Here is a 21,421-nt window from a genome sequence, read left to right as displayed (position 1 = left end):
GGCGCCTTGCCCCTTGCGCAAGAGGCGCAGCTAGGGCACGAGCACTGCGYGGCCCCGGTGGCCGCGCTGCGCGATCCATTCGAGCGCGACGGCGGCATCGGCGAGCGCGAAGCCCTGCACGTCGAGGTGCAGGCGGCCATCGGCCAATCGCGCGAGCAACTCCGGCGCTGCGGCGCGGCCGGCGGCTTCGCGCCTGAACATGTTGAGCGGCAGCAGCGCGACGTCACGCTGCAGGAAGTGCGCGATCTCGAGCTGCAGCGTTGGCCCCGCGGTGTAGCCGATCAGCACGGCGCGCCCACCCGGACGCACGGAAGGCAAGACCGCCGAGAGAACGCTTCCCCCGACGGTGTCGATCAGCAGGTCTGCGCTCGCGGGCGGCGGAGGCTCGGCATGCGGGTCGACGGCGATCGCGGTACAGCCCGCATCGCGTGCCAGTTGCACGACGAGCGAGCCCACGGCACCACTCGCGCCTGTCACCAGCACTTGCTCTCCGGCCTGCAGCTTCGCGACTTCATGCAATGCCACCCATGCCGAGGTCGTGGGTGAAAAGAACGCGGCACCGAGCGTCATCGGCAGCGCATCGGGTAAGGGGCCGAGCGCTTCATCGGGTGCATCGATCTGCTCGCACCACGTGCCGTCGAACAACGTGCCCAGGCCGCTGCCGCGCAGCCACACACGCTGGCCGACGGCGTAGCGCTCGCTTGCGACGACGGTGCCTGCGGCTTCCACGCCCGGCGTGTAGGGCAGCGGCGGGTGGCGAAGGAAGCTGCCGCGCCATACGGTGCGATCGATGTGGCCGACCGTGGCGGCCTCCATGCGCACGATGGTGCGGCCGGATCGCAGCACCGGGTCGTCCACTTCTTCCAGCACGGGCAGCGCATCGAAACCGTGGATGCGAACGGCTTTCATGGCAGCGTCGAAAGAAAGTCGAGCACCGTCTGCGCGAAGGCCTCGGGCATCTGGTCGGGCAAGGGGACCATGCCGCCTTCGATGTCGACGATGCGCGCATTCGGCAGATGGTGCTGCAGCTCCGCCGCATGTGGCGCGGCGAAGGGATCGGCAGTGGCGCGAATGATGAGCGTGGGTTGCGTCACGCGGCCGATGCGGTCCTCCATGCGGTAGGAAGCCACGGCGCGATGGCCCTCTTCGACACGGTGACCGACCTTCAATGCATCGCGCACGAAGGCTTCGAGCAGATCGGGGCGCCCCACCGGATAGAAGCCCTGGCGCTTTTGCCACAGAGCGGCGAGATGGCTGCCGTCTTCGCTCGGGGCGACCTCGTCGATGGGCGGTTTCCGAGCCCGCGCGACGCGGAAGGGTTCGTCGGTGTATGGCGTGGACGACAGCACCAGACCGCGCACGCGATCGGGAAACGCGGCCGCCAGTTCGATCGCCACGACACCGCCGGTGTGATGACCCACGACATCGGCTCGCCGGATGTCCAACGCATCGAGCAGCTCGCAAGCCACGCGTGCCCATTGCGCGATGCTTGCCGGCACGCCGCCGTCCGAGGAATCGCCGAAGCCTGCGGTGTCCATGGCAATGGCACGGTACCGCGCGCCGATCAGCGGCAGCACCTCGCGGTACTCGGCCCAGCTGCGCGGCGACTGATGCAGCAGCAGCACGACAGGCGCATGTGCATCGCCGCACGCCGCGTAGTGCACCTGCCCCACCGACAGGTCGGCAAAGGCGCGGCGGATCGTCATGAGCGGGTCTCTTCGGCGGGTGCCCGCCACAGCCCCGCGTGCCGCAGTTCGCCGAGCGTGCGCGACAGCACATCGCGCCGGTAGGCGGCGATGTCGCGCCCCTCGTAGTCGTAGAAGCCGCTGCCGCTCTTGAGGCCGAGGCGGCCTTCCTCGACCATGCGATCGACGATGGCCGGTGCGGTGTAGCGCCCCTTGTCGAGCGAGGCCGACATCTCGCGGCTCGCGTGGTGCAGGATGTCGCAGCCGCCGAAGTCGATGAACTCGACCACGCCGAGTGCGGCAAAACGCAAGCCGAGGCCGTAGCGCGTGGCCTTGTCGATCTCCTCGGCGGTGGCGGCGCCCTCCTCGATCATGCGGGCGGCTTCGTTCATCACCAGCGCCTGCAGCCGCGGCACGATGTAGCCCGGCGATGCGCCGCAGACCACGGGCAGCTTGCCGATCTCTTCCATCAGCGACCTGGTGCGCGCCAGCACTCCAGCATCGGTGCCGGGGTGGCAGCTGAGTTCCACCACCGGAATCACATAGGCCGGGTTGAGCCAGTGCATGTTGAGAAAGCGCGCCGGCAGCCGCACCAGCGCCGCGAGCTGCGTCACGAGAATGCTGCTGGTGGTCGAGGTGAGGATGGCGTCGTCGCGGCAATGGCGGTTGAGCTGCTCGAAGGCTTCGCGCTTGGCCTCCATGGTTTCGGGCACGCCTTCGAACACCAACTCGGCCGCAGCGAGCGCTGGGGGTGCGGCCGCGGCATTCACGAACTCCACACGGGCGGCGATGGCCAGGATCTGCTTCGCATCGATCACGCCGAGCTGCGACAGGCCTGCAAGGCTGACCTCGATCTCGGCCTTCGCTTCGTCGCGCAGGCGTTGCCAGGCTTCGTCGCTGCGCGGGCGCAGGTCGATCAGCGAGATGCGGTGGCCGGCATAGGCGAACGCGATCGCGATGCCGCGTCCCATGCGGCCGGCACCGACGGCAGCGAAACGGGGCAGCGGCTCATTCGCCATCGTGCAGCCTCTGCCTGAGCTGCGCCGCGCTCGACTCGGCCAGGCCCAGGCTTTCGAAGGTGCGCGGGCCGTAGCGCAGGTCGCGGCCGAGAAAGCCGCCGACGATGGCCAGCAGGCCGTGCGCGATGGGCGCGTCCACACCGGCATGGCGCGCGGCCGAGGCCAGGAAGGCAAGCCCGAGTTCGGTGTCCTCGGTGATGTAGCGGTGCGTGTGCAGGTCGATGTTCTCGCGCCAGTCGCCCGACTTGACGAGTTGCTTGTGGGCGTCGCCGTACATCCACTGGTCGTTGTTGTAATGGTCGGCCAGCGGATAGTGCGGCGCGCCCTGGCCGAAGGCTTCACGCACCGCCATGCGCTCGCGGTCGAGCCGGTCGGTCACGTCGCGTACGGCGCGCTGGGTGCCTTCGTTGTGGATGTCCCAGCGCTCGAAGTGCTGCAATGGCGCGGCGTTCATCACCATCAGCGGCGGGTGAATAACCGGGCCGGCGTTCATCAGGGCACCCGAGAGCGCATCGCCGCAGCCATGCACGGCCGGGTAGGCCTTGCGGATCACCGCGATGGCTTCGGCCTCCTTGCGGGCCGGGTAGACGCCGGTGGGCAGGCGGATCGCGCGGATCGTGACGTTCACTTCGCGTTCGCCGTGCTTGCGCGCGAGGTACGGCAAGGTGCCGGTCTCGGCCCAGGCCACGTCGGCATGGTTGCCGGCCTGCTTCACCGCCCTCGCCATCACGTAGCTGCCGAAGGTTCCCGGCGGCAGGAAGACGACCTGACCGTCGACCAGGTGCGGCGCCATGGCGAGCGCGATGTCATGCTGGGCGATGGCGGGCGTGGGAATGACGATCAGCTCGGCGCCCTTGAGCGCTGCGGCGATGTCGGCGGTGGCGAGTGCGAGCGGCACCTCGCGCGTGCCGTCGGCATCCTTCAGCGTGATCGCACCGGCTCGCAAGACCGGTTCGAGCGCAGCCGCGTCGCGGCGCCACAGGCGCACCTCATGGCCGGCTTCGGACAGGTCTGCGGCGGCCGCGTAGGCGCCGTGGCCACCGCCAAGAATCGCAATTTTCATGTTCGAGATTTGAAAAGCAGATGTCGATGAACCGGCAGCCGCGCGGCGGACCGGGGAAGCAATGCGCCATTACATTACTTTTCATCGATTCAGATGTCAATCAAATATCGCTGCGCCAGACCCCTCGGAAACCCGCAATGAAAAAGCCCGCGCTTCTTGCGAAGCGCGGGCTTTCTTTTGGGGCGAGACGGCCGGTCGGCCGCTCTGGAATGGATCAGCGCGTCGGCTTGAACGCACGCTTTTGTGCGTCGCGGGGCACGAACACCTTGCCCGGGCCGCCATGGCCTGCGCCATTGCCGCGCGGTGCAAAACCTTCGCGGGGTGCGAAGCCTTCGCGGGGCGCAAAGCCGCCGTCGCCGCGACCACCACCGTGGCCGTGGCCACCGCGCGGGGCGCTATCGCCCCAGCCCGGCTTGCGGCCGTAACCGCCGCCACCGCCGTTGTTGCCGCCGTCGTCACGACCGCCGCCGAAGCCGGCGTTGTTGCCGCCCTGGAAGCCGCGCGGACCCTGGTGACCTTGGCTCGGGGCCGGACCGCGTGCGTTGCGGTCGTTGAAGCCGCTGGCACCGGCGTAGCCGCCGCTGTTGCCGCCGCGGTAACCACCGCCGCCGCCTGCACCGCCATTGCCGAACTTGCGGTCACGCGACTGGTTGTCGCCACGGCCACCACGGTACTCGCCCATCGGCGGACGCGATTGCGGCATGCGCTGTTGCGGCTCGAGGCCTGCCACCACTTCGGCCTTGAACTGCTGGCGGCTGTATTGCTCGATGTCCATGATCTTGCGGCGATCGCGGAACTCGGCAAAGGTGATGGCCAGGCCGTCGCGGCCTGCACGGCCGGTGCGGCCGATGCGGTGGGTGTAGTCCTCGGCCTTCATCGGCAGGCCGAAGTTGAAGACGTGGGTGATGGTCGGCACGTCGATGCCGCGGGCGGCAACGTCGGTGGCCACCAGGATCTGGACCTGACCCTGGCGCAGCGCCATCAGGCGGCGGTTGCGCAGGCCCTGGCTCAGGGCGCCGTGCAGTGCCACGGCGCTGAAGCCTTCCTGCTGCAGGTCGTTGGCGAGGCCGTCGCACTCGACTTGCGTGCTGGCGAACACGATGGCCTGGTTGATGCTGGTGTCGCGCAGCCAGTGGTCGAGCAGCTTGCGCTTGTGCTGGCTGTTGTCGGCCCAGTACAGCGACTGCTTGATGTTGACGTGCTTCTCTTGCGGGCTGTCGATGGTGATGCGCTGCGGCTCGCGCATGACGCGCTGGGCCAGCTGCTGGATGCGCGGCGCGAAGGTGGCGCTGAACATCATCGTCTGCTGGCGCTCGATGGTGAGCTGGTTGACTTCGGCCAGATCGTCGGAGAAGCCGAGGTCGAGCATGCGGTCGGCTTCGTCGACCACCAGGAACTTGACCTGGTCGAGCTTGAGTTGCTGCGAGCGTTGCAGGTCGAGCAGGCGGCCGGGCGTGGCAACCACGAGGTCGGCGTTCTGCAGCTTGGCGATCTGCAGCTGGTAAGGCATGCCGCCCACCACGTTGGCGATGCGCAGGCCGCGGCAATGGCGAACCAGTTCGATGGCGTCGTGCGCGACTTGCTGCGCGAGTTCGCGCGTCGGGCACAGGATCAGGGCGCCGGGGGTGGCGGCCTTGAAATGGCGGGCGTTGGTCGGGTCCTTGCGCTTCGGCTTCTTCGGCACGGCTTCGCCGCGGGCAGCGGCTTCGGCGGCGAGGCGCTGGAATTCGGCCTTGGCGGCCTCTTCGGCTTCGGCCTGGCGCTTCAGGAGCGTGTGCAGCACAGGCAGCAGGAAAGCGGCGGTCTTGCCGGAGCCGGTCTGGCTCGAGACCATCAGGTCGACGAAACGGGCCTTGCCGTCCTGGCCGGCTTCACCGCCCATGGCGAGCGGGATCACCTTGTCTTGCACGGTGGTGGGCTGGGTGAAGCCCAGGTCTGCCACGGCGGCGATCAGTTCGGGCGCGAGGCCGAGCTTGATGAAGCCGTTGGGCTGGGCGGGCTCTTCCACCGCGGCCACTTCGGGGGCGGCTGCGTCGAGCGCCTCGAGGATGGGCGCTTCGGACATGGTGTCCACAGCGGCGGTGAATTCGTTGTTGTTAGCGGATTGCACAGGCGCGAACTCGCCCTGCGCTTCAAAAGCGTCGGTCATGAATATCAATCTCAAACGCGAGCGCTGCCGTAGGCGGCGCCCCGTTGGTGGTTAAAAACATCAACCATCCAACGACATTCAGCTTCTGGCTCAACGCCTGAGGCTGTGGCCCTTTTTGATCAGCGAATGCGATCGGGCGCGGTGTGCAAGATAGGGAGATGCAAGAGACGCTGATTTGTGTCCAAAGACTCGTTCAAATCAGCGAAGCCTGCGATTATGGCACGACTTCGGGTTTTCACCTAATCTCTTGTCAATCGGTCAGCCGCAGAAAGCTTTCCCGGTAGTGGGCGAGTTCCTCGATGGACTCGTGCACGTCGGCCAGCGCGGTGTGCGCTTGCTTTTTCTTGAAGGCGCTGTAGGCCGAGGGCTTCCACCGCTTGGCCAGTTCCTTGAGGGTGCTGACGTCGAGATTGCGGTAGTGGAAGTACGCCTCGAGCTTGGGCATGAACTTGACCAGGAAACGCCGGTCCTGGCCGATGGTGTTGCCGCACATGGGCGAGCCGCTGCGGGGGATGTATTTGGCGATGAATTCCAGCAATTGCTGCTCGGCCGCGGCTTCGTCGAGCATGGAAGCCTTCACCTTGTCGATCAGGCCGCTGCGGCCATGGGTGCCCTTGTTCCAGGCGTCCATGGCGTCGAGCACGGCGTCGCTCTGGTGAATGACCAGGACGGGGCCGTCGATGCGGGGCGTGAGGTCGGGGCCGGTGACGACCACGGCGATTTCGAGCAGGCGCTCTTTTTCGGGATCGAGGCCGCTCATCTCGCAGTCCAGCCAGACCAGGTTCTGGTCGCTTTTCTTCAGGGTGGGCGCGGCGGCGGGGGGCGTCGGGTCAAGGGATTCGGGCATCGCAGGATTGTCGTCGAAGGCCTGCGCCCCGATTTACCGGGGACTAAACTCGCCGCTCCATGTCCTATTCGCTCATCTTCACCATTGCTTTCGCGGCTGCGCTCGTTGCGGGCCTGCTCGTGAAGTTCTGGCTGGCTTCCCGGCAGGTGCGCCATGTGGCGCAGCACCGCGGCGCCGTGCCGGAAGCTTTCGCGCAGACCATCACGCTCGCAGCCCACCAGAAGGCAGCCGACTACACCATCGCCAAGGCACGCTTCGGCCTGGTCGAGATGGCCTGGAGCACGGCGTTGCTGCTGGGCTGGACGCTGCTTGGCGGGCTCGACGTGCTGAACAGGCTGCTGCTGCTGTGGATGGGCGGCGGCATGGTGCAGCAGCTGGCGCTGCTGGCCGCCTTCGCGGTGATCGGCGGACTGCTCGAACTGCCGTTCACGCTGTGGCAGACCTTCCGGCTCGAAGAGCGCTTCGGCTTCAACAAGATGACCTGGAAGCTCTGGCTGGCCGATACCGTCAAGTCGACCTTGCTCGGCGCGCTGATCGGCTTGCCGATTGCGGCGCTGATCCTGTGGCTCATGGGCGCGGCCGGCACGCTCTGGTGGCTCTGGGCCTGGGCCGCGTGGATGGGGTTCAACCTGCTGTTGATGCTGATCTACCCGACCTTCATCGCGCCGCTGTTCAACAAGTTCAAGCCGCTCGACGACCCGACGCTCAAGGCGCGCGTGACGGCGCTGATGAAGCGCTGCGGCTTCGCAGCCAAGGGCCTGTTCGTGATGGACGGCAGCACCCGCAGCGCCCATGCAAACGCGTACTTCACCGGCTTCGGCGCGAGCAAGCGCGTGGTGTTCTACGACACGCTGCTGCGCCAGCTCAATGCCGGCGAAGTGGAGGCCGTGCTCGCGCACGAACTCGGCCACTTCAAGCACCGCCACATCGTGAAGCGGCTGATCGCGATGTTCGCGCTGAGCCTCGCCGGCTTCGCCCTGCTGGGCTGGGTCTCGACCCAGGTCTGGTTCTACACGGGCCTCGGCGTGCAGCCCAACATGACGGCGCCCAACAGCGCGCTCGCATTGCTGCTGTTCATGCTCGCCGTGCCGGTGTTCGGCTTCTTCGTCGCACCGTTGCCGGCACGCCTGTCGCGCAAGCACGAGTTCGAGGCCGATGCCTATGCCGTGGCGCAGACCAGCGGCGCCGATCTTTCCGCCGCCCTGCTCAAGCTCTACCAGGACAACGCGTCGACGCTCACGCCCGACCCGGTGTTCGTCAAGTTCTATTACTCCCACCCGCCCGCCTCCGAGCGCCTTGCGCGCATGACCGCGGCGTGACCATCATCGACCCACCTTTTCTGCGAAGCCCATCATGAGCAGCATGTTCAAACCCAAGGACTGGAAAAACACCCCCCCCCGTCACGCACTGAGTGCCACCGAGATCGTGTCCGGCCTCGCCAAGCTCGACGGCTGGAAGCTCACCGGCGACGGCGCCGACGTCGCCATCGAGAAGACCTTCACCTTCGCCAACTACTTCGAGACCATCGCCTTCGTGAACGCATTGGCTTTCGTGGCGCACACGCAGGACCATCATCCCGACCTCTCGGTGCACTACAACCGCTGCGTGGTGCGCTTCAACACGCACGACGTGGCCGGCCTCTCGGTCACCGACTTCGATTGCGCGCGGCAGGCCGACGCGCTGGTTGCGAGCCCCGCACCGTGAGGGAACACGCCCTTGGCTAAGCCGGGCCGCGCCGCTCCCGCAGCGGCTGCCGCGCGGACACTTCACGACGGCCTCGTCGTTGCCAGCCACGGGCGTCACTGCCTCGTCGAGACGCCCACCGGCGAGCGGCTGATCTGCCACCCGCGCGGCAAGAAGAGCCAGGCCGTGGTCGGCGACCGCGTGCGCTGGCAGGCCACCGAGGACGAAGGCACCATCGAAGAGGTGCTGCCGCGGCGCAACCTCTTCTACCGGCAGGACGAGATCCGCACCAAGTCGTTCGCGGCCAACCTCGACCATGTGCTGATCCTGATCGCGGCCGAGCCGGAGTTCTCCGAGCATCAGCTGGCGCGCGCACTGATCGCGGCGGAGGCCGAACGCATCACGCCGATCATCGCCCTCAACAAGAGCGACCTGGTCGAGCCCTTCGAACGCGCCTGGAACAAGCTGGCGCCCTACCGCCGCATGCACCACGGCGTGCTGCCGCTCTCGCTCAAGGCATCCGGCGAGGCGGACTACGCGTCGTTGATGAAGCTGCTCTCCGGCAAGTCGACCCTCGTGCTCGGCCCCTCCGGCTCGGGCAAGAGCACCCTGACCAACCTGCTGGTGCCGGGCGCGACCGTGCTGACCCAGGAGATTTCGCAGGCGCTGAATTCAGGCAAGCACACGACCACGAGCACCACCTGGTACTGGATCGACGAAGCGCGCACCACCGGCCTGATCGACTCGCCGGGCTTCCAGGAATTCGGCCTGAACCACATCGAGCCGATGCAGCTCGCCGGGTTGATGCCCGACATTGCCGAGCACACCGGGGACTGCAAGTTCTACAACTGCACGCACCTGCACGAACCCGGCTGCGGGGTGATCTCGAACGTCGAATCGCCGACCCACGCAGGCCCGATCAGTGCGTCGCGCTACAAGATCTACGGCGAGCTGTTCGCCGAGCTGAGCCAGACGCGCTACTGAGGCTGCTCAGTCGAGCCAGACCCTGTACGCCTTCCAGTCGGGCTCGAAGGCCACGTCGAGCGTGACCGGCAAGCCCGCGTCCGCTTCGAGCGAGCGCGCATGCGCCAGTGCAATGGCCGGGTCGGCCACCTGATAGCTGACGGTGCGAATGCCCTGCTCCAGCACGACGTGCGTGCAGCAGCCTTCCTCGTGTTTTTGCAGCAGCGCCGTCAGCCGGTCTTCGTAGCTGCGCGCCTGCTCCAGCGCCTCGCCCGATTCGACCGGAACGGCCGCCGAGAGGCGATGGGACAGGTCGGCGCGCGCCAGCAGCGCATTGGCCGCATCGTTGCGCATCACGACCATCTCGATCTCGCTGCCGTCTTCGGCCTCGCGCGTGGCGGTCATGCCGGACCAGGAATGCTCGCCCGCGGGAAACACGCCGGTGTGGCCGAGTTCGTCGCGCCAGCAGGCGTCGAACACCGGCACGAAGTCGTCGAGCGGCAGGCCGTCGAAAGAAGAAGCGCCTTCGCCAGCCTCGACATGATCGACCGGACCGACCTTCACCGCGAAGTCGTACTCGCCCAGGATGTGGTCGAGCATGATCAGGCTCATGTGGCGCGCGTGATCCTGCATGTCCATCGGAATGGGCTTGGCAAAGCCGATCTCCAGCGCCACCAATCCATCGCAGGGCTCATGCTTCACGAGAACGTCGGAGCTCGCCAGCTCGAAGTCGTTCATGCGCATGCTGAAGCCGTCGCGCATGCGCTGCCGGAAGGCTTCCACCTCGACCTGGGGCAGCGAGGGGGCGCTCTGCACCAGCGCCATGAGATCCTCGAAATCTTCCGCGGAACCGTGCGCCGTCAGCACGAGCCTGAAGGCCGGTGGATCGCCCAGCACCTCGGCGGCCAGCCGCGGAAAGAAGGGCTCCAGCAGCTCGTTCAGCGCTTCCACCAGCTCGCGGGCCGGCAAGACGCGCAGGCTCTCGAGCTGGGTGCTCACGGCCTGCCAGAAGGCAGCACAGGCGGCGGCGCGCGGATCGGCGTTGCGGGTCGTCATCGACGAGGCCTCCTTCATGATGTCGGCGTCAGGATTTCCTGCAGGCGCAGCACCAGCGTGCTGCACTGCTCACGGGAGCCGATGCTGATGCGCAGGTACTGCGCAATGCGCGGCTGCCTGAAATGGCGCACCAGCACCGCGCGCTCGCGCAGCAGGGCCGCCAGTTCGGCTGCGTCGCGCTCCGGATGGCGCGCGAACACGAAGTTGGCCTGCGAGGGCAGCACTTCGAAGCCCAGGTCTTCGAGCTGGAGATTGAGCCCCTCGCGCGTGTCGACGACCTTGTCGCGGGTGGTCTCGAACCAGGCCTCGTCCTCGAGCGCTGCCACTGCGCCCGCCGCGGCGAGGCGGTCGAGCGGGTAGGAATTGAAGCTGTCCTTGACGCGCACGAGCGCCTCGATCAGGTGCTGCTGGCCGCAGGCAAAGCCGACCCGCAGGCCGGCCAGCGAGCGCGATTTGGAGAGGGTCTGCACCACGAGCAGGTTCGGGTACCTGTCGATCAGCGGCAGCGCGCTTTCGCCGCCGAAATCGACGTACGCCTCGTCCACCAGCACCACGCGGCCGGGGCAGGAGGCGAGCAGCTGTTCGATGCGTTGCAGCGGCAGTCCGATGCCGGTAGGCGCATTCGGATTGGCGATCACGATGCCTGCGCAGCCGCTGCGCGCGCGGGCCGCGATGGCCTCGACATCGATGCGCAAGGCTTCATCGACCGGCAGCAGCTCGCAGGCAATGCCGTAGAGCTGGGCATAGACCTTGTAGAAGCTGTAGCTCACGTCGGGCATCAGCAAGGGCTCGGCCTGCTGGAAGAAGGCAAAGAAGGCATGCGCCAGCACCTCGTCCGATCCGTTGCCCGCGAAAACCTGATCGGCCTTCAGGCCGTGCCGCCGTGCGACCGCTTCACGCAGCGCGAGCGAGGTAGGGTCCGGGTATCGCTCCAGGCCATTCGCAGCCGCCTGCTGGATCGCATCGACGGCGTGCGGCGACGGCGGGTACGGGTTCTCGTTGGTGTTGAGCTTGACGAGGTTGGCGATGCGCGGCTGTTCGCCGGGCACGTAGGGTTCGAGCGCGCCGATGCGCGGGCTCCAGAAAGCCGGTACTGGGATGGTCATGGTGTTCCGCGGCCGCTCGTCAGCCCAGCAGGCGAGCGAGGGTGAGCAATGCCAGCAGCACCATCCACATCACGACCGAGCGCCAGACCAGGCCGACCACGCTGCGCAGGTGGCCGGGCTCGGGCTCGCGTCCCGGCGTGCTGCCGCTGTCGGGCCTGCGTCCGTCGGCGAACGATTCGCCGGCCTGGGCGCGCGGCAGGGGATCGGCGATCGGAATCGGGCTCAGCGAACCGCCACCCAGGCGCACGTTGACCGCGCCGGAGGTGGCCGCCAGGATCACGCCGTCGTTCTCGTTCGGGAAGCGCCGTGCGTCATTGCGCCAGCAGTCGATGGCCTCCTCGAAGCTGCCGACCACCGCGAAGCCCAGGGCCGTGATGCGTGCGGGCAGCCAGTCGATGCCGTGCCAGGCGCGCTCGGCGGCATGCTGCACCGAGACGCTCGAAGGCTGCACCGCGGCGCCGTTCTTGTGAGCCCAGTAGCGCGCAACGAACTCGCTCATGCGATAGAACACCGCGCCGGCTGGCCCCAGGCCGATGGCAGCAATCACGGAGAACCACGCCAGCACGCCGAACACATGGCGATGCGCGGCGATGACCGAATGCTCGATCACATGGCGCACGATCTCGCTGCGCGGCAGTTCGGCTGCATCGACGCCCTGCCAGTGTGCGAGCAGCGAGCGCGCGAGCGGCTCGTCGCCCTCGTCGAGCGCATCGCGGATGTCGGTGAAGTGATGGCTGAACTGCCGGAAGCCGAGGGTGACGTAGAGCACCGCAACGCTCCAGAGCACCGCGAACGGCAGGCCGAGCGTGAGCACCAGCAGCCAGTGCACGCCGAGCGCCACGAGCGTGGGCACGAACACCGCGAGGCCCCAGGCGATCCATCCGTGATGAGGCTTGCCCGCATCGAAGTTGCGGCTGGTCCAGCGCGTCCACGAAAAAACGCTGGCATACACAGGGTTGCGAGGGCCCAGCGGCCTCACCTGCTCGATCAGCAACGCGCACAGGATGGCAAAGAAGCTCATCCTTCGATGATAGCGACAGAGCCTGAAGGTTCAGGCGGGATTCAGGCGCTCAGGAAACGGTAGAGATTGCGCAGCATGCCGGCCGTGGCGCCCCAGACGAAGCGCTCGTCGGTGCCGTCCTGGTAGGGCATCGAATACCACTCGCGCTGGGTGCCATCGGGGGCGGGCACGGTGTGGCGGCGGTGGTTGGCCGGGTCCATCAGCCAGGCCAGCGGCACCTCGAAGGCAAGCGCCACTTCGTAGGGGTTGATGGTGAGTTCGAAATCGGGCCGCACCAGTGCAACCACCGGCGTCACGATGAATGAAGTGACCGTGGTGTAGGTCGGCAGGCTGCCGAGCACTTCGATGTACCGCGCCGAGAGACCGACTTCTTCCCAGGCCTCGCGCAAGGCAGCGGCCGCGATGTTGGCATCCTCGGGGTCGACACGGCCGCCCGGAAACGCGACCTGCCCCGAATGGGTCGACAGGTGCGTCGTGCGCTCGGTCAGCAGCACGGTCGCCCCCTGCGGGCGCTGGACGATGGGCACGAGCACGGCCGCCTGTGCCGGTGCCCGGTCGGTCATCCGCGGCTCGCGTCGCAGTTCGGGCGTCCAGGCGGGCGGCGTGGCAAAGCGCTTGCGCAAGGCCTGCGCCGTCAATTGCGCGGCGGCCACCGCAGGCAGACCGTCGCCACCGCCGACCGCCGGTGCTTTTCGCGGGTCGATCGGCAGCAGCGTGGGGGGCACCACGGCATTGACGGGGTCGACGGGAGCGGGCTGCATGGGGAGGGCGGAGGTGGTCAAGAGATGAGGAAAGCCAGTGAGGGAGTAGAGCGTAAAAATGCGGTGCTGTCTTTTGGCGCACGGCAATGCACGGGACCAACGCAAAAAGCCGCCAGAACGGCGGCTTTTTGCACTGCAGGAAGACGGCTTACTTGGCGGCCGATGCTGCCTGCGACTTGCCCGGCAGCTTTTCCTTGATACGTGCCGAACGGCCGCTGCGGTCGCGCAGGTAGTACAGCTTGGCGCGGCGCACATCGCCACGGCGCTTGACTTCGATGCCGGCGATCAGCGGGCTGTAGGTCTGGAACGTACGCTCCACGCCTTCGCCGCTGGAGATCTTGCGCACGGTGAAGCCGCTGTTGAGGCCGCGATTGCGCTTGGCGATCACGACGCCTTCGTAGGCCTGCACGCGCTTGCGGGTGCCTTCGACGACGCTCACGCTGACGATGACCGTGTCACCGGGCATGAAATCGGGGATCTTCTTGCCGAGGCGGGCGATTTCTTCCTGCTCGAGGGTTTCAATGAGGTTCATGATTTCCTGATAGTCGATCGTGCCGGGCTGCACAAAAGGCGCCGTTGGTTTCTGCTCCCGAGGGAGGCAAAAGGCCAGGCGCGGCCGGACAGAGGATCGGGGAACCGAGGATTATAGCTTTTTTTTCAGCGTCTTCTCGTCGGCCGCATCCAGTCGGCCGGCCGCACGGGCGGCGTCGATCAGGTCGGGGCGCCGGGCGGCCGTCATGGCCAGCCGCTGGTCGCGGCGCCAGCGCTCGATCTGCGCATGGTGTCCCGAAAGCAACGGCGCCGGAACACCCTGCCCGTTCCACTGCTCGGGCCGGGTGTAGTGCGGGCAATCGAGCAGGCCGTCGAGCGCAGGGTTGAAGCTGTCCTGCACATGGCTGGCCTCGTCGCCGAGCACGCCCGGCTGCAGCCGGGCCACGGCATCGAGCAGCGCCATGGCGGCGATCTCGCCACCGGAAAGGACGAAGTCGCCGAGACTGATCTGGTGGGTGACGCGCGTGTCGATAAATCGTTGGTCGATGCCTTCGTAGCGGCCGCAGACCAGCACCGCGCCTTCGCTGGCCGACCACTTCTCGACCGCTTCGTGGCGCAGCGCCTCGCCAATGGGCGAAAACAACACGACCGGCGCCTGCGCCCCGCGCGCGGCCAGCGCCGCATCGAGGCAGGCCGCCAACGGCTCGGCCATCATGACCATGCCGGGGCCACCGCCGAAGGGCCGGTCGTCCACGCGCTTGTAGTTGCCCTGCGCGAAATCGCGGGGATTCCAGAGCACGACCTCGACCTGCTTCGACTCGTAGGCGCGGCGCGTCACGCCGCTGGCCATGAAGGGTGCGAACAGTTCGGGAAAGAGCGTGAGGACGTCGAAGCGCATGCGCGCGAGCCCCGGATCAGAAATCGGGTTGCCAGTCGACCGTGATGAGACGGGCGGGCAGGTCGACCTTGTCGACGAAGACCGAGACGAAAGGCACCATCCGCTCGACGGTCTTGCCGTCTTCTTCGGCGGTGAGCACCAGCGTGGTCTGCGGACCGGTCGCGAGCAGTTCGCGCACCGTGCCGAGCGTCACGCCTTCGCGGTTGACGACCGACAGGCCGATCAGGTCGACCCAGTAGTACTCGTCATCGCCGGCGGTCGGGAAGCTCGAGCGCGGCACGAACACGCGCGCGCCACGCAGGGCCTCGGCCGCATTGCGGTCGGGCACATCCTCGGACGAGGCGACGATGCAGTCGGAATGTTCTTTGGCTTCGCGGATCGCGAGCCTGAAAGCGGCGTTCGCAGAGGCTCCGGGAGCCTGCAGGAACCAGCGCTTGGAAGAAAAAAGCGCCTCGGGCCGGGCGCTGTGGGGCAGGACCTTGAACCAGCCCTTGATGCCCCATGCATCGGCGATGCGTCCTACCTCGATCGCATCCGCCGGCAATTCGGCGGCTTCGAGTGCGGGCAACATCGCCGTGCTGGACGGCTTAGGCCGCCGCCTTGGGGGCCGCAGCAGCGGCTTGCTTGATCAGGCGAAGGACCGTGGGCGAGGCTTGCGCGCCAACGCTCTTCCAGTAGGTCAGGCGATCCTGGGCAATGCGGATGCTTTCTTCGTTTTCCTTGGCGGTCGGGTTGTAGAAACCCAGACGCTCGATGAAGCGGCCATCGCGGCGAACGCGCTTGTCCGACACGACGATGTTGAAGAACGGACGGCCTTTGGAGCCGCCGCGGGAGAGTCGAATGACGACCATGATTTATCCTTGGGTGGTGCAACAAGCCGACTCTCTCGATGAGAAGGCCCGGTCACAATGTTCTTCCAGCGTCGAGACACGCGACATGGCCACCCGGCCAGCGACACGCTGAAAAGCCTGCGATTATAGCCCGCTCCGCGTTTTCTCCGAATTTTCGGCCCCGCACCGTCTCTTTTCCACTGCATGACCCTCACCATTCGCCCCAGCCGCGACGAAGACGTCGCGGCCATCACGGCCATCTACGCCCACCATGTGCTGCATGGCACGGGCACCTTCGAGACCGAGGCGCCCTCCCCTGCAGACATGGCCGCGCGCCGTGCCGACGTGCTCGGCAAGAACCTGCCGTACCTGGTCGCCGAAGAAAACGGCGAAGTTCTGGGTTTTGCCTACTGCAACTGGTTCAAGCCACGCCCGGCCTACCGTTTTTCGGCGGAAGACTCGATCTACATGTCGGAAGCGGCGCGCGGCAGGGGCCTCGGCGCCCGCCTGCTGGCGGCCCTCACGCAGGCCGCCGAAGCGGCCGGCGTTCGCAAGCTGATCGCGGTGATCGGCGATTCGGCCAACGCAGGCTCCGTCGGCGTGCATCGCAGCCAGGGCTTCACGCACGTGGGCGTGCTCAAGGACTGCGGCTGGAAGTTCGGCGAATGGCGCGACGTGGTCCTGATGGAAAAGGTGCTCGGCGAAGGCAGCACAACCAAACCCGAATGAAAAACAAAACTACCGCAGCGTGGCTCTCCTTCCTCGGTGGCCCGCTCGGGCTGCACCGCTTCTATCTGCGCGGCATGGGCGACTGGCTGGGCTGGCTGCTGCCCATTCCGACGGCGCTCGGCCTCTACGGCATCGAGCGCGTGCGCATGTACGGCGTGGACGACGGGCTGAGCTGGGCGCTGATTCCGCTGCTGGGCTTCACCATCGCAGGCTGCGCGCTGACGGCCATCGTCTATGGCCTGACGACGCCCGAGAAGTGGAATGCCCGCTTCAACGCCGGCGCGCCGGCGGATGCCGCACCGGGGCAGACGAACTGGTTCACGATCGGCGCCGTGGTGCTGTCGCTCTTCTTCGGCAGCACGATCCTGATGGCCAGCATCGTGTTCAGCTTCCAGCGCTACTTCGAACACCAGATCGAAGAGGGGCGGAAGATTTCGCAGTAGCCGTCAGAAAATCTGCAGGCTGAGCCAATAGGCGATCGCGGCCACGAAGGCCGAAGCGGGAATCGTGAAGATCCAGGCCCAGACGATGTTGCCCGCCACGCCCCAGCGCACGGCGCTGGCACGCTGTGCGGAGCCCACGCCGACGATCGCGCCGGTGATGGTGTGGGTGGTCGACACGGGGATGCCCAGCGCAGTGGCGAGGAACAGCGTGAGCGCACCGCCGGTTTCGGCGCAGAAGCCGCCCACGGGTTTGAGCTTGGTGATCTTCTGGCCCATGGTCTTCACGATGCGCCAGCCGCCGAACATGGTGCCCAGCGCAATCGCGGCATAGCAGCTCACGATGGTCCAGGTGGGCGGGCTCGCGTCGCTGGCGGAGGCATAGCCGGTGGCGATCAGCAGCATCCAGATGATGCCGATGGTCTTCTGCGCGTCGTTGCCGCCATGGCCCAGACTGTAGGCACCGGCCGAAACCAGCTGCAGCCGCCGGAACCAGCGGTCCACGCGCGAGGGCGTGGCGCGCCGGAAGCCCCAGGCCACCAGCACCATCATCATCGAGCCCAGCAGGAATCCGAGAAACGGCGAGACGAAGATGAACGCCACGGTCTTCCAGATGCCGGCAGCCACCAGGCCGCCGGTGCCAGTCTTGGCGATCACGGCGCCCACGATGCCGCCGATCAGCGCGTGCGACGAGCTGCTCGGAATGCCGTAGTACCAGGTCACCAGGTTCCAGCTGATGGCGCCCACGAGCGCGCCGAAGACCACATGCACATCGACCACGCCGGGTTGGGCAATGCCCTTGCCGACCGTCGCCGCCACGCTCAGGTGGAAGATGAAGATCGCGACCAGGTTGAAGAAGGCCGCGAACAGCACGGCGTGGCCTGGCTTGAGCACGCCAGTCGACACCACGGTCGCGATCGAGTTCGCCGCGTCGTGAAAGCCATTCATGAAGTCGAACAGGATCGCCAGCGCGACCAGCACCATCACCACCCAGAGGGCGACCTGAACCGTTGCCATCGATCGCTACCCGCTCAGGAATTCTCGAGGACGATGCCCTCGATCACGTTGGCCACGTCCTCGCACTTGTCGGTGATCGTCTCGAGCAGCTCGTAGATCGCCTTCAGCTTGATCACCTCGCGCACATCGGGCTCCTCGCGGAACAGCTTGCTCATGGCGCTGCGCATCACGCGGTCGGCATCCGATTCGAGGCGGTCGATTTCCTCGCAGGTCTTGAGCGTGGCCTCGGCCACGGCAGGGTCGGCGATCTTGCCGAGGAACTTGACGGCGTCCTTCAGGCGGTCGCAGCACTTCACGCTGAGGGCCGTGAGGCGCACGATCTCGTCGGTCATGTGGCGCACGTCGTACAGCGCCATGGTCTCGGCCGAGTCCTGGATCAGGTCGGCCACGTCGTCCATCGTGTTGATGAGCTTGTGGATCTGCTCGCGGTCGATGGGCGTGATGAAGGTCTTGTGGATCAGCCGGTTGACATCGTGCGTCACGCGATCGGCGGCCCGCTCGGCGTTGTCGACGTCGCGGTTGTACTGCTCGCGCAGGTGCACGTCGTTGTAGTTGGCGACGAGTTGCTCGAAAGCCCTCGCCGCCTCCACGATGCGCTCGGCGTGCTGGTTGAACATCTCGAAGAAATTGCCCTCGCGGGGCAGCAGCTTGCCGAACATGGAAACTCCTGGGGTGCGTCAATCACAATTTCATGACGCCTTCATGAAAAACCGGCGAAGTTTAACGGGCGCGCGGGTCCGACCCGGCCGGACCAGCTTTTCGAGGCCACCGGGACGCCCGCAATTCAACCCGGCAAACGCAGCACCGGCAGGTGCCAGCCGCCGTAGATGCCGCCCATCCGGAGCGCCACGATCAGCAGCACGCCCGCATGAAAAGCCCAGCGCCGCGGCGTTCCGGCGGCCTGCAGCAGCAGGTAGGCGGCGATGCCCGCGATGGCGGCGGAACCGTAGATGCCGCTGCTCAGCAGCAGCGGAACGCGGGCGGTGAACACGTCGCGCAGCAGGCCGCCGGCTGCACCGGTCATGGTTCCGATCAACGTCACGATGACGACCGGCAGGCGCCGCTCTTCGGCGATCTGCGCGCCGGTGATGGCAAAAAGCCCCAGTCCCAGCGCATCGGCCAAGGCCAGGGCGTGCTCAGGCAACGGCACGAAATGCACCCAGGCGATGCCGGCCGCGGTCGCCGCCAGGATCACGTACACATAGCGCCCGTCGCGGATCCAGAACACCGGATGCCGGCTGAGCAGCAGGTCGCGCAAGGTGCCGCCGCCCACGGCCGTGACGGAGGCGATCACCACCACACCCAGCCAGTCGAGCCCCGCGTGGCCCGCCGCCAGCACGCCGCTGACCGCGAACACGGCAACGCCGGCGAGATCGAGCACGTACAGCAGCATGGCCGCCCGGTCAGCGCAGTCTTTGGATGGTCTGGCCGGAAACGCGGGCGAGCGCCGCGCGGGGCACCTTGTCGGGGGCGATCTCGGCCAGCGGCTTGATCACGAAGGCGCGATCGCGCATGCGGGGGTGCGGCAGCGTCAGCGCGGGCGTGTCCTTGATCGAATTGCCGTGCATCAGCAGGTCGAGGTCGAGCGTGCGCGGCGCATTGGGGAACGGCCGCTCGCGGCCGGCCTGTTCCTCGAGCAGCTGCAGTTCGGTGAGAAAGGCCTCGGCGGTCAGGCCGGTTCTGACGGCCACGACGGCATTGATGTAGTCCGGCCCGGAGGATTCGATCGGGGCACTCTGGTAGAGCGACGAGCGCGCCGTGACCGTGGTCCGCTCGATGGTGCCGATGGCATCCATGGCCGCTTTCACGGCCGCCTGGGCGTCGCCGAGGTTGGCGCCGATGGCGACGAAGGCCTGCACGGTCGGGTAGTCCTCCCGCGTGCGGCGCGCCGCCGGACTGCCGGAGTCCACCTTGCCCGAAGGCCGGCTGCCGGGAGCGCGCCGTGCAGGCGGGCCGCTCTTGGGTTTGGCGGGGCCGCCACGCGACGGGGGCTGGCCCTTGCTGCTCTTGCCGTCCTTCGGCCGGTTGGGGGCGCTCATTCGCCTGCGGCGCTCCCGCCGCCCTCACCACCACCGCCGGTGCGCGGTTTCCGGCGACGGCGGCGCTTGCGCGGCGCCGCGACCTCGCCATCGGGCGGCACGGCGCCGGCCTCGACTTCGGCCTCTTCCTCGTCCTGCTGCGAATCGGGCTCGCCCTGGCGCTGGCGCGCGACCGCCGGCTCGCTGCGAGGCTTCGGCGGCACCGGATCGCGCGTGCGCACGCGCTGCCGGGTCTTCTGCTCGTCGCGCACCTGCTCCAGCAGGTCTTGCCGGCGCACGTCGTCGGCGGTGCTGAACTCCTGCCACCACTCGGCGATTGCCTCGCCGACCTCGCCCACGTCGGCGCGCAGGCGCATGAAGTCGAAGGCGGCGCGGAAGCGCGCCTGGTCGACCAGGCTGTAGGGCGTGGAGCCGGTGCGCTTGTCGAAGCGCGGCTGCATCATCCAGATCTCGCGCATGTCGGCGGCCAGCTTGCCGCGGCCCGACACATCGCCGATGCGTGAATTGAACACGTCGTCGATCGCATCCTGCAGCGCCGGGAACGGCGGCTGCGGACGCTGGCCGTGGCGGCCTTCCTGACGCTGGGCCCAGCCGTCGCGCACGTCGGCCCAGAGCACGCAGGCCAGCAGGAAGCTGGGCGCCACGGGCTTGCCTTCGCCGACGCGGCGGTCGGTGTCCTGCAGGGCCGCCTTCACGAATGGCTGGTCAGCGCGCTCGACCACCACGTCGAGCAGCGGATAGATGCCGGTGGCAAGCCCCAGCTTGCGCAACTGCTCGACCGTTGCAATGGCATGGCCGGTCTGCAACAACTTGAGCATTTCATCGAACATGCGGCTTTGCGGCACGTCGGCCAGCAGCTTGCTCGATTCGATCAGCGGCGCGGCGGTCTTGGCTTCCATCTTGAAGCCGAGGGCCGCGAGCTTGGCCGAGAAACGGATCGCGCGAATGATGCGCACCGGGTCTTCGCGGTAGCGCGTGACCGGGTCGCCGATCATGCGCAGCGTGAGCTTCTGCGCGTCCTTGATGCCGTTGTGATAGTCGACCACGACCTGGTTGGCCGGGTCGTAGTACATGGCGTTGACGGTGAAATCGCGGCGCGCCGCGTCTTCCTCCTGCGGACCCCAGACGTTGTCGCGCAGCACGCGGCCGCTGGCGTCCACCGCGTGCTTCATGCTCGCGAGCTCGCCCTTGCTGGTGCGTTCGTTGCCGGCCACCTGTTCGGCGGCGGCGTTGTCCATGTAGGCGCGGAAGGTCGAGACCTCGATCACCTCGTGCTCGCGGCCGCGGCCGTACACCACGTGCACGATGCGAAAACGCCGCCCGATGATGAAGGCTCGGCGGAACAGCGACTTGACCTGCTCGGGCGTGGCGTTGGTGGCCACGTCGAAGTCCTTGGGCCGCAGGCCCAGCAGCAGGTCGCGCACCGCGCCGCCCACCACGTACGCCTCGTACCCCGCCTGCTGGAGCGTGGTGACCACGTTCTTCGCGCGTTCGTCGACCAGGGCCGGATCGATCTTGTGAACCTCTGCCGGCACCTCCTGGCGCTTGCCGAAGCGGCTCTTGCCCTGTGCGCCGCCGGCGGATTTGCCCAGCAGCTTGTCGATGAATTTCTTGATCATTGGT

General features: G+C 67.2%; 24 protein-coding genes. 5 read left to right on the top strand and 19 right to left on the bottom strand.

Annotated elements, in window-relative coordinates; translation table 11 throughout:
* Window positions 1-30: 30 nt before the first annotated feature.
* The 6 genes from AC1DXX_RS04965 to orn all read right to left on the bottom strand — a co-directional run bounded on the left by AC1DXX_RS04965 (window position 31) and on the right by orn (window position 6,763).
* Window positions 31-909 carry a quinone oxidoreductase family protein gene (locus AC1DXX_RS04965; RefSeq protein ID WP_478133054.1) on the bottom strand — a complete coding sequence of 293 codons (879 nt, stop codon included), beginning with the start codon at window positions 907-909 and terminating at the stop codon, window positions 31-33.
* Entirely contained in the window at window positions 906-1,706 is an 801-nt protein-coding gene (locus AC1DXX_RS04960) for an alpha/beta fold hydrolase (RefSeq protein ID WP_478133053.1), read from the bottom strand. The genes AC1DXX_RS04965 and AC1DXX_RS04960 overlap by 4 nt, the downstream gene beginning before the upstream one ends.
* Entirely contained in the window at window positions 1,703-2,704 is a 1,002-nt protein-coding gene (locus AC1DXX_RS04955; RefSeq protein ID WP_478133052.1) for a 3-hydroxybutyryl-CoA dehydrogenase, read from the bottom strand. The genes AC1DXX_RS04960 and AC1DXX_RS04955 overlap by 4 nt, the downstream gene beginning before the upstream one ends.
* On the bottom strand, window positions 2,694-3,767 hold the full coding sequence (locus tag AC1DXX_RS04950) for an NAD/NADP octopine/nopaline dehydrogenase family protein (protein ID WP_478133051.1): 1,074 nt from the start codon (window positions 3,765-3,767) through the stop codon (window positions 2,694-2,696). Before AC1DXX_RS04950 ends, AC1DXX_RS04955 begins: the two co-directional genes overlap by 11 nt.
* A gap of 214 nt (window positions 3,768-3,981) precedes the next feature.
* Window positions 3,982-5,916 carry a DEAD/DEAH box helicase gene (locus tag AC1DXX_RS04945; RefSeq protein ID WP_478133050.1) on the bottom strand — a complete coding sequence of 645 codons (1,935 nt, stop codon included), beginning with the start codon at window positions 5,914-5,916 and terminating at the stop codon, window positions 3,982-3,984.
* Between the two features lie 250 nt (window positions 5,917-6,166).
* Window positions 6,167-6,763: an oligoribonuclease gene (orn, locus tag AC1DXX_RS04940; protein ID WP_478133049.1), complete on the bottom strand. Its 597-nt coding sequence runs from the start codon at window positions 6,761-6,763 to the stop codon at window positions 6,167-6,169.
* Between the two features lie 59 nt (window positions 6,764-6,822).
* Between orn and AC1DXX_RS04935 the strand changes: the two genes are divergently transcribed.
* Genes AC1DXX_RS04935 through rsgA form a run of 3 tightly spaced genes read left to right on the top strand, consistent with a single transcriptional unit; the run spans window position 6,823 to window position 9,430 of the window.
* The gene (locus AC1DXX_RS04935; protein WP_478133048.1) at window positions 6,823-8,082 is read left to right on the top strand and encodes a M48 family metallopeptidase; all 1,260 of its coding nucleotides are present in this window, start codon (window positions 6,823-6,825) and stop codon (window positions 8,080-8,082) included.
* A 34-nt stretch (window positions 8,083-8,116) separates the two neighbouring features.
* Window positions 8,117-8,467, top strand: a complete 351-nt coding sequence (locus AC1DXX_RS04930) for a 4a-hydroxytetrahydrobiopterin dehydratase (protein ID WP_478133047.1) — start codon at window positions 8,117-8,119, stop codon at window positions 8,465-8,467.
* 12 nt (window positions 8,468-8,479) lie between these two features.
* Complete coding sequence (rsgA, locus tag AC1DXX_RS04925) at window positions 8,480-9,430, top strand: ribosome small subunit-dependent GTPase A (RefSeq protein WP_478133046.1); 951 nt, start codon at window positions 8,480-8,482, stop codon at window positions 9,428-9,430.
* Window positions 9,431-9,436: 6 nt separating this feature from the next.
* On the opposite strand, the gene AC1DXX_RS04920 is transcribed toward rsgA, so the two are convergent.
* The 8 genes from AC1DXX_RS04920 to rpsP all read right to left on the bottom strand — a co-directional run bounded on the left by AC1DXX_RS04920 (window position 9,437) and on the right by rpsP (window position 15,594).
* Window positions 9,437-10,465: a hypothetical protein gene (locus tag AC1DXX_RS04920; protein ID WP_478133045.1), complete on the bottom strand. Its 1,029-nt coding sequence runs from the start codon at window positions 10,463-10,465 to the stop codon at window positions 9,437-9,439.
* A gap of 14 nt (window positions 10,466-10,479) precedes the next feature.
* Window positions 10,480-11,571, bottom strand: a complete 1,092-nt coding sequence (gene hisC, locus AC1DXX_RS04915) for a histidinol-phosphate transaminase (protein WP_478133044.1) — start codon at window positions 11,569-11,571, stop codon at window positions 10,480-10,482.
* 19 nt (window positions 11,572-11,590) lie between these two features.
* A complete protein-coding gene (locus AC1DXX_RS04910; RefSeq protein WP_478133043.1) occupies window positions 11,591-12,592 on the bottom strand; it encodes a CobD/CbiB family protein in 1,002 nt (333 codons plus the stop codon).
* Window positions 12,593-12,633: 41 nt separating this feature from the next.
* On the bottom strand, window positions 12,634-13,353 hold the full coding sequence (locus AC1DXX_RS04905) for a CoA pyrophosphatase (protein WP_478133042.1): 720 nt from the start codon (window positions 13,351-13,353) through the stop codon (window positions 12,634-12,636).
* Between the two features lie 148 nt (window positions 13,354-13,501).
* Complete coding sequence (rplS, locus tag AC1DXX_RS04900) at window positions 13,502-13,885, bottom strand: 50S ribosomal protein L19 (protein ID WP_176658900.1); 384 nt, start codon at window positions 13,883-13,885, stop codon at window positions 13,502-13,504.
* A 111-nt stretch (window positions 13,886-13,996) separates the two neighbouring features.
* Window positions 13,997-14,743 carry a tRNA (guanosine(37)-N1)-methyltransferase TrmD gene (gene trmD, locus AC1DXX_RS04895; RefSeq protein ID WP_478133041.1) on the bottom strand — a complete coding sequence of 249 codons (747 nt, stop codon included), beginning with the start codon at window positions 14,741-14,743 and terminating at the stop codon, window positions 13,997-13,999.
* 16 nt (window positions 14,744-14,759) lie between these two features.
* Window positions 14,760-15,314, bottom strand: coding sequence for a ribosome maturation factor RimM (rimM, locus tag AC1DXX_RS04890; RefSeq protein WP_478133040.1), 555 nt, complete (start codon window positions 15,312-15,314; stop codon window positions 14,760-14,762).
* A 16-nt stretch (window positions 15,315-15,330) separates the two neighbouring features.
* Window positions 15,331-15,594: a 30S ribosomal protein S16 gene (rpsP, locus tag AC1DXX_RS04885; protein WP_013540078.1), complete on the bottom strand. Its 264-nt coding sequence runs from the start codon at window positions 15,592-15,594 to the stop codon at window positions 15,331-15,333.
* A gap of 183 nt (window positions 15,595-15,777) precedes the next feature.
* On the opposite strand from rpsP, the gene AC1DXX_RS04880 reads away from it, so the two are divergent.
* Window positions 15,778-16,302: an N-acetyltransferase family protein gene (locus tag AC1DXX_RS04880; RefSeq protein WP_478133039.1), complete on the top strand. Its 525-nt coding sequence runs from the start codon at window positions 15,778-15,780 to the stop codon at window positions 16,300-16,302.
* Window positions 16,299-16,745, top strand: coding sequence for a hypothetical protein (locus AC1DXX_RS04875; RefSeq protein WP_478133038.1), 447 nt, complete (start codon window positions 16,299-16,301; stop codon window positions 16,743-16,745). Before AC1DXX_RS04880 ends, AC1DXX_RS04875 begins: the two co-directional genes overlap by 4 nt.
* Before the next feature lie 3 nt (window positions 16,746-16,748).
* Here AC1DXX_RS04875 and AC1DXX_RS04870 read toward each other — a convergent pair whose 3' ends face one another.
* The 5 genes from AC1DXX_RS04870 to pcnB all read right to left on the bottom strand — a co-directional run bounded on the left by AC1DXX_RS04870 (window position 16,749) and on the right by pcnB (window position 21,417).
* Window positions 16,749-17,759 (bottom strand): inorganic phosphate transporter, encoded by a 1,011-nt coding sequence (locus AC1DXX_RS04870; protein ID WP_478133037.1) that lies wholly within the window; start codon window positions 17,757-17,759, stop codon window positions 16,749-16,751.
* Between the two features lie 14 nt (window positions 17,760-17,773).
* Window positions 17,774-18,418 carry a DUF47 domain-containing protein gene (locus AC1DXX_RS04865; protein WP_021006205.1) on the bottom strand — a complete coding sequence of 215 codons (645 nt, stop codon included), beginning with the start codon at window positions 18,416-18,418 and terminating at the stop codon, window positions 17,774-17,776.
* A 125-nt stretch (window positions 18,419-18,543) separates the two neighbouring features.
* A complete protein-coding gene (locus AC1DXX_RS04860; protein WP_478133036.1) occupies window positions 18,544-19,152 on the bottom strand; it encodes a trimeric intracellular cation channel family protein in 609 nt (202 codons plus the stop codon).
* Between the two features lie 10 nt (window positions 19,153-19,162).
* Window positions 19,163-19,798 (bottom strand): 2-amino-4-hydroxy-6-hydroxymethyldihydropteridine diphosphokinase, encoded by a 636-nt coding sequence (gene folK / locus AC1DXX_RS04855; RefSeq protein WP_478133035.1) that lies wholly within the window; start codon window positions 19,796-19,798, stop codon window positions 19,163-19,165.
* Window positions 19,795-21,417, bottom strand: a complete 1,623-nt coding sequence (gene pcnB / locus AC1DXX_RS04850) for a polynucleotide adenylyltransferase PcnB (protein ID WP_478133034.1) — start codon at window positions 21,415-21,417, stop codon at window positions 19,795-19,797. The genes folK and pcnB overlap by 4 nt, the downstream gene beginning before the upstream one ends.
* Window positions 21,418-21,421 lie beyond the last annotated feature (4 nt).

The organism is Variovorax sp. P4_B10 (genome assembly GCF_056402375.1).
The sequence above is the reverse complement of the archived record's forward strand: the minus strand, read 5'-3'. Positions and strand labels throughout refer to the sequence as shown.